Source organism: Actinomycetospora sp. (genome assembly GCF_036497585.1).
Lineage (GTDB): Bacteria > Actinomycetota > Actinomycetes > Mycobacteriales > Pseudonocardiaceae > Actinomycetospora.
In genome coordinates, this window is the sequence record NZ_DASXJD010000041.1 from 1 (window position 1) to 13,745 (window position 13,745).

The 13,745-nt window shown below is 74.6% G+C and carries 15 protein-coding genes; 4 read left to right on the top strand and 11 right to left on the bottom strand.

Annotated features, from left to right (window positions below):
• Positions 1 to 192: DUF7144 family membrane protein (locus tag VGH76_RS03690; RefSeq protein WP_422653086.1), on the top strand; the 192-nt coding region annotated here is incomplete at its 5' end.
• 56 nt (positions 193 to 248) lie between these two features.
• Here VGH76_RS03690 and VGH76_RS03695 read toward each other — a convergent pair.
• The 4 genes from VGH76_RS03695 to VGH76_RS03710 all read right to left on the bottom strand — a co-directional run bounded on the left by VGH76_RS03695 (position 249) and on the right by VGH76_RS03710 (position 3,273).
• Positions 249 to 794, bottom strand: coding sequence for a potassium channel family protein (locus VGH76_RS03695; protein ID WP_331555258.1), 546 nt, complete (start codon positions 792 to 794; stop codon positions 249 to 251).
• A gap of 195 nt (positions 795 to 989) precedes the next feature.
• Positions 990 to 1,226: a hypothetical protein gene (locus VGH76_RS03700; protein WP_331555259.1), complete on the bottom strand. Its 237-nt coding sequence runs from the start codon at positions 1,224 to 1,226 to the stop codon at positions 990 to 992.
• Positions 1,227 to 1,301: 75 nt separating this feature from the next.
• Positions 1,302 to 2,723 (bottom strand): diacylglycerol/lipid kinase family protein, encoded by a 1,422-nt coding sequence (locus VGH76_RS03705; RefSeq protein WP_331555260.1) that lies wholly within the window; start codon positions 2,721 to 2,723, stop codon positions 1,302 to 1,304.
• 31 nt (positions 2,724 to 2,754) lie between these two features.
• Positions 2,755 to 3,273 carry a DUF1269 domain-containing protein gene (locus VGH76_RS03710; RefSeq protein ID WP_331555261.1) on the bottom strand — a complete coding sequence of 173 codons (519 nt, stop codon included), beginning with the start codon at positions 3,271 to 3,273 and terminating at the stop codon, positions 2,755 to 2,757.
• 190 nt (positions 3,274 to 3,463) lie between these two features.
• On the opposite strand from VGH76_RS03710, the gene VGH76_RS03715 reads away from it, so the two are divergent.
• Positions 3,464 to 3,898: a hypothetical protein gene (locus tag VGH76_RS03715; protein ID WP_331555262.1), complete on the top strand. Its 435-nt coding sequence runs from the start codon at positions 3,464 to 3,466 to the stop codon at positions 3,896 to 3,898.
• 34 nt (positions 3,899 to 3,932) lie between these two features.
• On the opposite strand, the gene VGH76_RS03720 is transcribed toward VGH76_RS03715, so the two are convergent.
• Together VGH76_RS03720 and VGH76_RS03725 are read right to left on the bottom strand one after the other, a co-directional pair.
• A complete protein-coding gene (locus VGH76_RS03720; RefSeq protein ID WP_414637664.1) occupies positions 3,933 to 5,333 on the bottom strand; it encodes a PhoH family protein in 1,401 nt (466 codons plus the stop codon).
• A 383-nt stretch (positions 5,334 to 5,716) separates the two neighbouring features.
• The gene (locus tag VGH76_RS03725) at positions 5,717 to 7,045 is read right to left on the bottom strand and encodes a DUF885 domain-containing protein (RefSeq protein ID WP_331555263.1); all 1,329 of its coding nucleotides are present in this window, start codon (positions 7,043 to 7,045) and stop codon (positions 5,717 to 5,719) included.
• A 342-nt stretch (positions 7,046 to 7,387) separates the two neighbouring features.
• Between VGH76_RS03725 and VGH76_RS03730 the strand changes: the two genes are divergently transcribed.
• On the top strand, positions 7,388 to 7,747 hold the full coding sequence (locus VGH76_RS03730; protein ID WP_331555264.1) for a hypothetical protein: 360 nt from the start codon (positions 7,388 to 7,390) through the stop codon (positions 7,745 to 7,747).
• Positions 7,748 to 7,858: 111 nt separating this feature from the next.
• Here the strand turns inward: VGH76_RS03730 and VGH76_RS03735 are convergent, their stop codons facing one another.
• Positions 7,859 to 8,638, bottom strand: coding sequence for an isoprenyl transferase (locus VGH76_RS03735; RefSeq protein ID WP_331555265.1), 780 nt, complete (start codon positions 8,636 to 8,638; stop codon positions 7,859 to 7,861).
• 168 nt (positions 8,639 to 8,806) lie between these two features.
• Between VGH76_RS03735 and trhA the strand changes: the two genes are divergently transcribed.
• Positions 8,807 to 9,484, top strand: a complete 678-nt coding sequence (gene trhA / locus VGH76_RS03740; RefSeq protein WP_331555266.1) for a PAQR family membrane homeostasis protein TrhA — start codon at positions 8,807 to 8,809, stop codon at positions 9,482 to 9,484.
• On the opposite strand, the gene VGH76_RS03745 is transcribed toward trhA, so the two are convergent.
• The 4 genes from VGH76_RS03745 to mca all read right to left on the bottom strand — a co-directional run bounded on the left by VGH76_RS03745 (position 9,475) and on the right by mca (position 13,688).
• A complete protein-coding gene (locus tag VGH76_RS03745) occupies positions 9,475 to 10,134 on the bottom strand; it encodes a hypothetical protein (RefSeq protein WP_331555271.1) in 660 nt (219 codons plus the stop codon). The genes trhA and VGH76_RS03745 overlap by 10 nt on opposite strands.
• 176 nt (positions 10,135 to 10,310) lie before the next feature.
• Positions 10,311 to 12,353: a thioredoxin domain-containing protein gene (locus VGH76_RS03750; protein ID WP_331555267.1), complete on the bottom strand. Its 2,043-nt coding sequence runs from the start codon at positions 12,351 to 12,353 to the stop codon at positions 10,311 to 10,313.
• A 64-nt stretch (positions 12,354 to 12,417) separates the two neighbouring features.
• A complete protein-coding gene (locus VGH76_RS03755) occupies positions 12,418 to 12,762 on the bottom strand; it encodes a hypothetical protein (RefSeq protein WP_331555268.1) in 345 nt (114 codons plus the stop codon).
• Positions 12,759 to 13,688, bottom strand: a complete 930-nt coding sequence (gene mca / locus VGH76_RS03760; protein WP_331555269.1) for a mycothiol conjugate amidase Mca — start codon at positions 13,686 to 13,688, stop codon at positions 12,759 to 12,761. Before mca ends, VGH76_RS03755 begins: the two co-directional genes overlap by 4 nt.
• Between the last annotated feature and the right edge of the window lie 57 nt (positions 13,689 to 13,745).

Below are 13,745 nucleotides of genomic sequence, written 5' to 3' on the forward strand. Positions count from 1 at the left end.
TTCGCCGCGGGCTTCGGGGTGATGGCCGGACGGCTCTGGGCGCGCATCGTCGGGATCGCCCTGGCTCTGCTGAGCGCGATCGTGAACCTGGCGTTCATCGCCGCGTACCCGCTGTGGGCGATCGTCGTCATCGCCGTCGACATCGCGGTGATCTACGCCCTGGCGACCAACCGCCGCGGCGAACCGGCCTGACGGCGGGCGCGGCGCCGCGGGCCACCGGCTCGCTCGCGGCCCGCGCTGCCCCGCCGTCACTCCTCCGTCGATGCGGCGCGGGCCTGCCCGCGGCGGACGGCGCCGAGGATCGCCTGGAGCACGATTCCCAGGAGCAACAGGTCGAGCAGCATCTGGAGGCACACCACGATGCGGGTGCCATCCGAGACGGGGCTGATGTCGCCGAAGCCGACGGTGGCGAACACCGTGATCGTGAAGTAGAGCGCGCCGGTCCGCGTCAGCACCTCCGAGAACGCGGCCGGCTGCGCCTCCGACGCCACGAAGTACCCGGCGGCGAACATGAGCAGGAAGGTCGGGATCACCACGGCCAGGGTCTCCACGGCGCGCAGGCCCGGGTGGCGGGCGTGCACGATGGCACGGAGCTGCCAGACGATCAGGGCGGCGATCAGGACCAGTCCGAGCACGAGCGTCACCAGGGTCATGCCCCCCGGTCTGGTCGAAAGCGGCAGCAGATAGTAGAGGGCCACGAGCAGCACGACGGTGGAGGCGGCCCGTACCCCCACGAGGATCCGCCGCCGTCGCGACGGAGCGCTGACCGGGATGTTGCTCGACGGTGAGCTCACGAGACTCCTACCCGGGGACGAGGACGACGCCGTGGCCCACGCCCGGGACCAGAGGACACGATCGTCCCCCCAGTCAGACGCGGCGGGCGCACGGAGCTTACGGCCCGCCGTCTCGCCGTGACGACGGGAAGTTCCCCGGCGCGCGGGTCCCGTGGCGCTGGCGTGCTCCGTCCCGATCGACAGCGCCCGACGCGGTCAGGTCTGCTCGGCGGGCCGCGCCGCCCCGGTGTCCTCCCCGCCCTCGTCGCCCCGGCCCTCGTCGCCCCCGCCCTCCTCGCCCTCGGCGGCCTTCACGGGGGTGCGGGCATCCAGCGCGACGGCCGTGACCATGGCGACGGCGGCCGCGAGCATCACGCCGGGGATCTGACTGGTCGCCTCCGAGCCGAGCAGGAGGACCACGAGGATGATCGCCCTGACCGGGAGCCGCAGCATCGAGGTCGTCGCGGAGATCCTGAGGAGCGGGGGTCGGAGCTGCCTCGGACTCGGTCATGGTGTGAACCCCCGCCTCTAGGACCGGGCGCGATGCCCGGTGGGGTGAGCGGCCGCGGGCTCGAGCTCGGCCGGCCGCCCGAGGACGATGTGGAGCAGCGCGGTGGCCGCCGCTGCGGGCCCGGCCGGGTGGGAGGCGGCCGGGGCAGCGGTGCGCGCGGAGCGCGGGGTCCGGATCCGCAGGGCGGCGGGGACGGACGCGAAGCGCAGGGGCGGCTCGAGCCGGAGCGCTTCACCGTCGACGGCGATCTCGACCGACGGCTGGCCGGAGTCGATGACGAACTCGCTCGCCGACCACTGCCGGAAGCCGGGGTAGCGGCTGAGGCGGCCACCGGCCTGCGCCACCAGCAGGGCGCGCAGGTCACGGGTCCGGTCGACGGTGAGGGTGACGACGCCCAGGACACCCTCGTCGAGTCGCGCCCTGGTCCCGAGGCCGCTGAGCCGTTCGAGGCGATAGACGTCGTTGGAGACCAGCACGAGATCGGCGGTGCTCTGCCGGCTCCCGTCCGGCAGGGTGAAGCGCAGGTCGAACCCGGCCGCCTCCGGTCCGAGCAGGTCGGGCAGCATCCCGGTGGCGGTGGCGAGCTTCGCGTCGCGGTAGGCGTCGGACTGGACGACGGTGGCGTAGACGCCGAGCGAGGCGTTGTTGACGAAGACCCGATCCCCGACCGTCGCCAGGTCGATGCGTCGCTCGAGCGCGTCCCCGAAGGCGTCCAGTGCGGCGGTGACGTCCTCGCGGTCCAGACCGAGATCGAGCGCGAAGTGGTTGCGGGTGCCGGCCGGGACACAGACGAGAGCCACGTCGTGGTGGCGCACGACGTCGGCGATCAGGGCCTGCGATCCGTCGCCGCCGGCCATCCCGACGACGTCGGCACCGTCGGCCACGGCCTTCTCGGCCAGGGCCCGCAGGTCGTCACCCGGGCGCAGCACGATCGGCGTGATCCCCCGACGGCGGGCCTCGTCCTCGAGGTGGAACCGCTCGACCTTGCCGCCTCCGGACCGCGGGTTCATCAGCAGCACGCCGTGCTTCGCCGGCCCGACCCGACGCCGCGTGGGTGGCCGCGAGACGGCGCGGTCCCCCACGGCGTAGCGGGCGGCGGCCATCGCGACGAGCACCAGGCCGACGACGAACGCGACCCGCAGCAGCGACCGGGGATCGAGCAGCGCCGCGAGCGCGATCACCGCGCCGGCTCCGATCGCGATCCCCAGCCACCTCCAGGCGCCCCGGTGGATCAGCGCCGACCATCCGGCGAGGACGGCGAGGACGACCAGCAGGACCCCGGCCGCGAGCGACAACGGCGCCTGGAGCAGGCCGGCCACCACCGCGAGGGCGGCCAGCCCCGCGAGCAGCGCCGTCGCGGCGGCCGCGCGCCGCCCGGGGGACGGCGGCGAGGCCGATCCGGGCGACTCCGCGGCGGAGGAGACCTCGTCGATGGTCATGTCCGGTGTCCTGCCGCTGGTGGGCTGGTGGTCAGCGGGTCGGGGTGGCGTCGGCGTCGCTGTCGGCGCTGGTGTCCGCGTCGGCGAAGACCTCTCGCAGCTGGGCCTCCTGGTCCTCGGAGAGGTTGGTGTGGAGCAGCTCCGGCTGGATCCCCTCGAAGGCCTCGGCCACCTTGTCCGGCACGGCGTCCGAGGTCAGCGCGAACAGCGCGGAGGTCCCGGGGGTGACCTTGGCCCGCACCTCGTCGATGAACTCGTCGTCGATCCCGACGTGGCGCATGCTCGCGGCTCCCACCGCGGCGCCGACAGCGACACCCAGCACGGGCACGAAGAAGATGAGCCCGAACAGCAGGCCCCAGAACCCTCCGCCGAGGGCGCCGCGGCCCTTCTTGGCCTGACGGGTCTTCGGTCGCTTGCGGTCGTCGGGCCACGACACCACAGCCGCGTCCTGGACGTTGATCAATCCCTCCTGCTGCAGCCGTTCGAGGATCTTGAGGGCGTCCTCGGCTCCCAGCGGGGTGGGGAACTTCCAGGCCGACAACGTAGCCATGTGTCACTCCTGTGATCGAGCGTGGGAAGCCTCGGCGACGCCGATCCCGCGAACCGGGCGGCTGTCGATCGGCCGAGCGCAACGACCTCGTCGAGGCCGTGTCAGCAGTGGGTCATCGCGCGCGCCGACGGCGCAGGGCGAGAGGTCCTACGCCGGTCCACCGAAGGTCCCGCTCGGTCGCAGCAGCGGGTTGCGCCACCGGACGCTCGAACGCGCGGCACACTGGAACGGGCTGTTCGCCCTGGGCGCCCCGGACGGCGTGGTCGTCAACGTCACCGAGGACGCGATCTGGATCCGCCTGGCCCGACGCCGCCAACCCGCGCCGCTCAGCACCCCTGACGAGATCCGCGCCGCCTTCGGCGACGAACCCCGCACCGTGCCGGCCCCGAGGAGCCGAGCGGAGGACCTGGTCGACGAGCAGACGCTCACGAGGGTCATCCCGGACGACGAGTTCGTCCCGCCCGGCGTCGACCGCATCCGTCGGCACGAGTTCCCGCCCGACCTCGTCGGGACGGCCGCCCCGCTCCCGACGACCGCACCGTCGACAGCCACCCGCCACGGCGAGCGCGCGCGGGGCTCCCGGCGCCGGGCCCAGACCGAGCGAAGGGCACCTTCGGTCGACTAGATCGACCGAAGGTGCCCCTCGCTCGAGACAGTGCCTAGCCGAGCCCCTCGCCCTCGAGCATCTCGGTGACCAGCGCGGCGATCGGCGAGCGCTCCGAGCGGGTCAGCGTGACGTGGGCGAACAGCGGGTGGCCCTTGAGCTTCTCGATCACCGCGGCGACCCCGTCGTGGCGGCCCACCCGCAGGTTGTCGCGCTGGGCGACGTCGTGGGTGAGCACCACGCGGGAGTTCGTCCCCAGCCGGGAGAGCACCGTGAGCAGCACATTGCGCTCCAGCGACTGCGCCTCGTCGACGATGACGAACGCGTCGTGCAGCGAGCGGCCCCGGATGTGGGTCAGCGGGAGCACCTCGAGCATCCCCCGCTCGATGACCTCCTCGACGACGTTGGTCGAGACCAGCGCGCCGAGCGTGTCGAACACCGCCTGCGCCCAGGGCGCCATCTTCTCGTTCTCGCCGCCGGGCAGGTAGCCCAGCTCCTGCCCGCCGACGGCGTACACCGGGCGGAACACCACGATCTTGCGGTGCTGCTGGCGCTCGAGGACCGCCTCGAGCCCGGCGCACAGCGCGACCGCCGACTTCCCGGTCCCCGCGCGCCCGCCGAGGGAGACGATCCCGATGTCGGGGTCGGTGAGCAGGTCGATCGCGATGCGCTGCTCGGCGGAGCGGCCGTGCAGCCCGAAGACGTCGCGGTCGCCGCGCACCAGGCGCACCTGCTTGTCAGGGGTCACGCGCCCGAGGGCCGACGAGCCGCCGCCGAGCAGGCGCAGCCCGGTGTGGCACGGCAGCTCCCGCGCGGCCTCGCCGTCGGTGACGCCCTCGGCGAACAGCTCGGAGATCTCGCCCGGGTCGGCCGCGACCTCGGCCATGCCGGTCCAGCCGGAGAGCACGACGTCCTGGGCGTGGTACTCGTCGGCGGGGAGCCCGACCGCAGCGGCCTTGACCCGCAGCGGCATGTCCTTGGTGACGAGGGTGACGTCCAGCCCGTCCCGGGCCAGGTTCGCCGCGCAGGCGAGGATGCGGGAGTCGTTCTCCGCGGTCCGGAACCCGGCCGGCAGCACCGTGGGGTCGGTGTGGTTGAGCTCGACGTGCAGCGTCCCGCCCTCCGGCGTGATCGCGATCGGCTCGTCCAGACGGCCGTGCGCGATGCGGAGGTCGTCGAGCAGCCGCAGGGCCTCCCGGGCGAACCAGCCCAGCTCCGGGTGGTGGCGCTTGCCCTCCAGCTCGGTGATGACGACGAGGGGGACGACGACGTCGTGCTCGGCGAACCGGGTCGGGGCCCACGGGTCGGACAGCAGGACCGAGGTGTCGAGTACGTAGGTGATCCCGGCCCGCGACGGGACGTTCGCGGGGGTGCGCTCGCCGTCCGCGGCTACCGCGGGGGAGGTGACGACGCTGCCGGACACCGACGGGGGACGCTCGACGTGCTCTGCGCTCACGGCTACTCCCTCGGCGGTCGCGGCACCCACGACCACGGTTCCTCGACGGACGAGTCGGTCGGGATCAGGTCGCGATGCGGAACCGGTGGCGCAGTCCCCCGCCGGGGGACCTGCCTCTCCGGCGCCGAGCGGGTGGACCGGGTGCCGGCCCTCCCGCCGAGCCCGCCCGGTCGACGACGCCGAGGGCCGCCGGGGACGGCGAGGCCGGCACGGGGTCCGGCCTTCGCATCCCGGCGGTGCCGCGGCACCGCGATCCGAACCGACCCGTCACGCTCTCCGGCCTCCCCGGACGGTCCGCATCCGCTACGGCGCCGTCGAGGCGGACGGTACAGCCGATGGCCGGTCGCTGTCGCGCGCCGAACGTGACGACTTGGTGACGTGGCTCATACGTTCCGTGACGCCGACCGGTCCCCGACGAGCCCCGGGGACCCTTCGGCGCGTCCGGAAAGCGTGTCGCTCTGCGTGTCGGAAGCCGCCGCCGACATCGACGCTGCGTGCCGGAGACGGTCGGGCGTCCACGGTTCGTCGAGCAGCCGCGCGAAGCGCGGCCCGACGGGTTCACCCTCCGGACGGGCGGCCAGCCACCGGCGCACGAGCGCCGTCCCCTCGACGTAGGTCGTGGTGTGGATCCGCCAGCGCGGGTGCCCCAGGAACCCGAGCATCCGCCCGGCCCGCTCGTCGTCGATCAGCAGCCAGCGCCGCAGGTGGGCCCGGGCCCGCTCCTCGCCGTCGGGCGCGCCGCCGTGCAGCAGCAGCGCGGCGTCCTGCCGCACCGCCCCCAACGGCAGCATGGCGTCCTCGACCGCCTCGCCGAGCGCGCCCTCACCCGCCGTCGTCGGGACGCCGGCGGCGGCCAGGTGCCCCGCGGCCCACGCGCCCCAGCCGGTCCCGACGAGGGCGGCCAGGCCGCACTCCGCCGCGCCCTCGGCCACGAGGCTCTGCGGGGTCCGCGCGAGGAAGAGGGTGCGCTCCGGGGCCGCCGGGCCGGCGTACTCGCGCTCGGTCCTCGCCATCTCGGTGTGGTGCCCGGGGTAGGCCTCGTGCGCGGCGAGCAGGGGCAGGTGGGCCCGCCGGTGCCCCGCCTCGCGGGAGACCTGCACGACCGACCGGCCGGGCCCGGCGCGGCGCGCGAAGCCCGCCCACGGCACCCCGGTGACGATCTCCAGCTCGACCCCCTCGTCCGCGGGCAGGCCGATGGCCGTACGCGTGCGCTCGCGCAGCGCCGTCGTCATCGCCGCCATCCCGGGTCGCAGGTGCTCGGCGGCGGCCCGGTCGCGCGCCCGGAACGCGGCCAGCGCGTCGGGCAGCCCGGCGACCGTGGTGTCGAGGACGTCGGCGAGCCGCCCGAGGGCCGCGCGGTAGACGTCGGGGTCGCCGGGGCCGACCTCGACACCGAGACAGTCCCGAATCTCCGTCCGGACGTCGACCTCGTCCCCGGCGGCCCCGGCGGCGACGACCTCGCAGGCAGCGAGCTGGGCGTCGAGGTACCCGGTGCGCGCGGGGTCGGGCAGCGGTTCGTGGGCGAGGCGGCGGCGCAGGGCGACGGCGTCGCGGCGCAGGGCGGCCGGGTCGGGCACCGGCTCGTCGTCGACCCGGTGCGCGATCCGGGGGTCGCCGACGTGGGCGTCGACGAGGCCCGGGACGACGCGTCCGAGGCGCAGTCCGAGGGTCACGTAGGCCCGCGCGAGCCCCTCGGGGCCGTTCTCGTCCACCGCGCCCGGACAGTACCCGCGTGGGGGCTGCTCGGGCCTCGGCGCGGACACGGCGTCGCTGGATACGACGCCCGGGTGTCGAGGTCGGTGACGGATCGCTGCTGAATGGTCCCGGTGGGTCCGGCACACGGGGCCCGCCGGCCCCGGCCCCACCCGAACCGGGCACTCAAGTAGCCCTACGAATTGGCCGCCACTCGATCAGGGAATGGACGCTGCCCTCGGCCCGGTGGCCTCGTTAGGTTTCACGTCATCGGCCACACCGTCCGTGAGGCCGGAACACACGAAAGCGGTCCCCCGGGCACCGGATCGGGAACCGAACTCGACTGAGGGGAATTTCTCCGAATGCTGCTGAAGAAGGCGGGAATGGTTGTCCTGGCGGCGGGTGCCGGGATGGTGGCGCTGACGCCGGCCGCGTTCGCCGGGAACATGCCGCACGAGTCCTCCGACAACGGCGGGAACCACTGGAGCGGCGACCAGGGCGACCAGGACCACGGTCACGGTCACGGTCACCGGGGCCACCACGGCTCGGACAACCACCGCTCCTCGTCGTCGTGCGACAACGACGTCACGCAGATGGGCGCTGCCAACGGCGGCGGCCTCCTCGACGTCCTGGGTGGCGCCCAGACGGCCGTGCCGGTCAACGCCTGCCACATCCTGGACGACAACAACATCCTCAACCACGTGGGCATCGACGTCCTGTAAGAGGCAGCACCACCGAGACGACCACGCGCACCGGCGCGTCCGTGCCCATCGGGGGATGGCACAGGTGCGCCGGTGCGCGCTGTCGTGCGTGGCCGGGAATTCCCGCCGGAATCAGCCGCCGTAGCGGCGGTGCCGGTCCGAGTAGTCGCGCAGCGCCCGCAGGAAGTCGATGCGACGGAACTGCGGCCAGAACGCCTCGGTGAAATAGAACTCCGAGTACACCGACTGCCACATGAGGAATCCCGAGAGCCGTTGCTCCCCCGAGGTGCGGATGACCAGGTCGGGGTCGGGCTGGCCCGAGGTGTAGAGGTGCTCGGCGATGTGGTCGACGTCGAGGACCTCCGCGAGCTCCTCGATCGAGGTCCCCGCCTCCGCGTGGCGCAGGAGCAGCTTGCGGACCGCATCCGCGATCTCCTCGCGCCCGCCGTAGCCGACCGCGGCGTTGACCTGCATCCCGGTGCGGCCCTCCGTGCCCGCCGCGGCGGCGGCCAGCCGTTCGGCCGTGGGCGAGGGGACGAGGTCGGGGTTGCCGACCACCCGTACCCGCCAGCGCCGGTCCGGGGCCGCGAGCCCCTCGACCGCGGTGGCGATGATCTCGAGCAGCTGCTCGAGCTCGTCGCTCGGGCGCCCCAGGTTGTCGGTGGAGAGCAGGAAGAGCGTCACCACCTCCACGCCCGCCTCGTCGGCCCAGTCGAGCAGGTCGACGATCTTGCGGGCGCCGACGCGGTGCCCGTCACTGGGGTCGGTGAGCCCCACCTCGCGTGCCCAGCGGCGGTTGCCGTCGAGGATGACCCCGACGTGCCGTGGCGGGTGGCTGGCCACGACCCGGCGCCGCAGCCGTCGCTCGTAGAGCGACTCGGCGACCTCGCGGATGTTGCCCCGAACGCTCACGGGCGGCCAGGTTACGCCGCCGAGGTCACGGATCGATCCGTCGTCCCCACCCGGGCGGGTGCAGGCGGGGGGCCGGGCCGGAGACCGCCGCGCGGGGTCGTCCGCCGGTCATCCTGCGGTAGCGCGGTGTTCTCCGACGGCCGGCCCGGCTCGCCTACCCTGGCCGTCGTGAGCCTCACCGACTCGCCGTCGCCGCTCGCGCCGCCGGCCAAGCCGCGCCTGCGCGGATGGCTGCACCTCTGGTCGTTCGCGGTCGGCATCGCCGCGGGGGCCACGCTCATCGCCCTCGCCGGGTCGACGGTCTCGGGGGCGGCGGCCGCGGCCTGCGCGGTGTACTCGGCGACGGTGCTCGGCCTGTTCGGCACCAGCGCGCTCTACCACCGCCGGTCGTGGACCTCGGCGCGATCGCGCACCACGATGAAGCGGCTCGACCACGCGATGATCTTCATCTTCATCGCGGGGACGTACACGCCGTTCGCCGTGCTCGCCCTGCCCGAACCGACCGGCCTCGTCGTGCTGCTCGTGGTGTGGATCGGCGCGATCGGCGGCGCGACGCTGAAGCTCCTGCGTCCGCACGCCCCGCGGTGGGTCGGGGTGCCGTTCTACCTGGCCCTGGGCTGGGTCGCGGTGTTCGTCATCCCCGACCTGCTCCACCGCGGGGGTGTGGCGGCGCTGGTCCTGCTGCTCGTGGGCGGGGCGTTCTACACCCTCGGCGCGCTCTGCTACGCCTTCCGACGGCCCGTCGGCTGGCCGACGACCTTCGGCTACCACGAGTTCTTCCACGCGGCCACGGTGGTGGCGGCCATCTGCCACCACGTGGCGATCTGGCTGGTCCTCTACGCCTGACCGGGGGCGTCGGTCGGGCCGTCGTCGCCGGGCCCGTCCTCGCCGTCGAGCCGCGGGCCCCGCGCGCGGAGCTCATCGACGGTGCTCATCGCCTCCCGCAGCTCGGCGAGCCACGGCTCGGTGTGCTCCCCGACCAGCGCCACCGCCCACGCCAGCGCCTCCGAGCGGGAGCGCGCCACGCCCGCGTCGACCAGCGTGTCGAGCACCCGCCGCTCGGGCTGGCGCAGCCGCGTCATCACCGGCACCGAGAGCGTCGTGAACAACTCCTCGACGCCGTCCTCGTCGCCCTCGCCGCCGATCCGGGCACCCCAGGCGACCTTGCGCCCGTAGCGGTGCTCGGCCTGCCGGGCGATCTCCATCCGGTCCTCGCGGGTCTCCTCCCGGAACCGGCTGATCCGGCCGGCCGCGCTCGCGGCGCGCGCCGCCTGGTCGGCGTCGGCGGGCGTCTCCGGCGCCGGCAGCTCGCCGACCACCAGGATCTCCTCGCGGTCCACCGTCACCTCGGGCGCCCCCGTGAACCAGCCGTCGGGCAACCGCCCGGCCAGCCAGGCCGTGAGGTCGTCGGTCGGGGGCAGCTCGCTCGCGGGGCGCCCGCCCCGGCCGACCCGTCCGCCGCCGCCGGGGCGTCCCCGGTGTCCTCGTCCCACCATCATGGTCACTCCTCGCGTCTCGCGCCTGCAGCAATTACAGCATTACACCGGTGCAGGAGTCGACGGCGTTCGCCGAGGGAGGACGGGCAGGAGGGAGGCCCGGCCCCTCCGAGCGAACGGCACTCTCGCTGCTTCTACGCGCGCGACCGGCCCGCTCGCTCCGACCCGGGGAGCGCTCAGACGGCGCGCAGGGCGTCCGCGAGCTCGGCGGGCGAGGTCCGGGGGCGGTCGCAGACGTACCCGCGGCACAGGTAGGCCGCGGCGGCGCCGTCGACCAGGGGACGGTCGGCCAGCAACGGCACCCCGGGGGCCTCCGGTTGCCCCGCCACCACGACCGTCCCGCCGGGAGCGGCCCGCCGCGCCGCGCTGAGCAGCGGCTCGCGCGCCGTCTCGTCGTTCCCGACGACGGCGACCTGCAGCGGCCCGCGCAGCGCGGCCTCGGCCGCCGTGGCCCAGCCCCCGGCGAAGCGGGCGTGCCGGGCGAGCAGCGTCCCCGCCGTGGTCAGCGCCGCCTCGGCGACCCCGCGGTAGCCCCCGGCCCGCTCCGGCCCGGCGAGCACCGACGCCGCGATCAGCGCCGAGGTCAGGATCGACGAGCCGCACGGCGTCGCGCCGTCGGTGATCTCCCGGGGGCGGCTGACCAACGCCTCGGCGTCGTCGGCGGTGTCCCAGAACAGCCCGGTGGGGGCGCCGGCGTCGTCGTGCTCGGCGAACCGGGCGAGGACCACGTCGAGCAGGGCGCAGGCCTCGTCGAGCCAGCGGGGCTCCGCGGTCGCCTGGTGCAGGGCGAGCAGGCCCTCGGCGAGCGCTGCGTGGTCCTCGAGGACGCCGGGCGCCTCGCCGACGACCCCGTCGCGCGAGGTGCGGCGCAACCGTCCGTCCACCACGTGGGTGCGCAGCAGCAGGGTCGCGGCCCGGCGCGCCGCGGCCAGCCAGTCCGGCCGGCCGAGCGCCGCGGCGCCCTCGACGAGCGCGGTGATCGCGAGGCCGTTCCACGCGGCCACGACCTTGTCGTCGCGGGCCGGCTGCGGCCGCGCGGCCCGGGCGGTGAGCAGCGCCTTGCGCGCGGCCTGCCAGCGCCCGGCGTCGTCGGGATCGACCGGCATCTGCAGCGTCGAGCGGCCGTGCTCGAACGTGCCCGCCTCGGTGACCACCAGCAGCTCGGCCGCCCAGGCGCCCTCGGACTCCCCGAGCACCTCGGCGAGCTCGGTGGGCGACCACACGTAGGTCGAGCCCTCCTCGCCCGCGGCGTCGGCGTCGAGGGCCGAGGCGAAGCCGCCCTCGGGGGTGCGCAGGTCGCGCACCAGGAAGCCGGCGGTCAGCTCGGCGGCGTGGCGCGCGAGCCCGGACCCGTCGGGCCGCTCCGCCGCCAGCCGGGCCTCGTGGACGTAGCTGCGGAGCAGCAGGGCGTTGTCGTAGAGCATCTTCTCGAAGTGCGGCACCACCCAGCCGGCGTCCACCGAGTAGCGCGCGAACCCGCCCGCGAGCTGGTCGAACAGGCCGCCGCGGGCCATCCGCTCGTGGGTCGCGGTCGCCATCCGCCAGGCCGGCTCGCTGCCGGTGCGTTCGTGGTGGCGCAGCAGGAACTCCAGCACCGCGGACGGCGGGAACTTCGGCGCTCCGCCGAACCCGGCCGCCACCCGGTCGAACTCGCCCTCCAGCACGTCGACCGCTCCGGCCAGCGTCGCCTCGTCGACCGCCGCCGCGGGCAGCAAGCGCGCGACCCCGGCCAGCCGGTCGGCGATCCGGCCCGCCGCCTCCCGGACGTTGTCGCCGTCGGTCTCCCACGCCTTCGCGACCGCCGTGAGCAGTTGCGGGAACGACGGCATCCCCGCCTGCGGCGCCGCCGGGTAGTAGGTCCCGCAGTGGAAGGGGCGGCCCTCCGGGGTGAGGAAGCACGTCATCGGCCAGCCGCCCTGGCCGGTCATCGCCTGGGTGGCCTCCATGTACACCGCGTCGATGTCCGGGCGCTCCTCCCGGTCGACCTTGATCGCCACGAAGTGCGCGTTGACGAAGGCCGCGATCTGCGGGTCGGAGAACGACTCGTGGGCCATGACGTGGCACCAGTGGCAGGCCGAGTAGCCGACCGAGAGCAGCACGGGGACGTCGCGCTCCCGGGCCTCGTCGAAGGCCGCGGTCTCCCAGGGGCGCCAGTCGATCGGGTTGTCCGCGTGCTGTCGCAGGTAGGGACTGGTCGAGCCCGCGAGCCGGTTGGCCATGCGGCGATGGTCGCACGGGGTCACCGGCGGGTCGCCCGGAGCGCGGCCCGGACGACGCCGGGGGTCAGCGCTCCGGCGTCGGGCGGCCCCGCGACGCGCCGTTCTCGCCGGCGGCACCCGTCGTCGTGGACCCCTCGGGAGGCGGCTCGGGGGCGTCGGGCCCGTCGGGGCCGTCCGGCGGCGCGGGTTCCTCCGGCGGGTCGAAGGAGGCCGGGACGTTGCGGAGCCGCTTGTTCATCGAGCGGATGAGGAACGCCGTCGCGATGCCCAGCAGCAGGATGACGACGAGCGCGATCGGGGACGACGAGCCGAACTCGTCGCCGCGGTTCGCCCCCGGCGCGGGCGGCTGGGTCTGCGTGACGACGACGGCGAGCGTGCCCGCCGGCGCGGCGAGGAGTGCAGGGATCACGACGTCAGCACCCGCTCCCTCACCCCGGCGAACAGGTCGCCGTCCTCGACGGACTCGGTCTGCGCCGGGTCGCCCACCAGGGAGCGTGCCAGCTCGTAGTCCTCGGTGGGCCAGATCTGCTGCTGCATCTCCATCGGCATCGAGAACCACCGGCCGTTCGGGTCGATCTGGGTGGCGTGGGCGATCAGCGCCTGGTCGCGTACCGGGAAGTACTCCGCGCACCGCACCCGGGTGGTCACGCGGGTGCCGGGGTCGGGCCGTTCGGCGGCGTCCCACCGCTCGAGCCACTCCGCCCACGGCGACTCCATGCCCGCCGCGAGGAGCGCCTCGTGGAACGCGACGGTGCGGGCCTTGGAGAAGCCGTGCGAGTAGTAGAGCTTGAGCGGCTGCCAGGGCTCGCCCGCCTCGGGGAAGCGGTCCGGGTCCCCGCACGCCTCCCACGCGGCCATCGACACCTCGTGGCAGCGGATGTGGTCCGGGTGAGGGTAGCCGCCGTTCTCGTCGTAGGTGACGACGACGTGGGGGCGGAACTCGCGCATCACCCGCACCAGCGCCTCGGTGGGCACCTCGAGCGGCTGGAGCGCGAAGCAGCCCTCGGGCAGCGGCGGCGCGGGGTCGCCCTCCGGCAGCCCGGAGTCGACGAACCCGAGCCAGCGGTGCGCCACGCCCAGGATCTCGGCGGCGCGCGCCATCTCGGCCCGGCGCACGCCCATCATGTCGGCGAGCACCTCGGGCCGGTCCATGGCCGGGTTGAGGATGCTGCCCGCCTCACCGCCGGTGCAGGTGACGACCATGACGTCGACGCCCTCGGCGACGTACCGCGCACAGGTCGCGGCACACTTGCTCGACTCGTCGTCGGGGTGCGCGTGGACCGTCATCAGCCGGAGCGGGCCCTCTGCAGGGGGCGTCGTTTCGTGGGTGGACATGGGGTGGGTTGCAGTCCTTCCTGGCCGATCGGGCGTCTGCGATCGTCGCAGAACCCA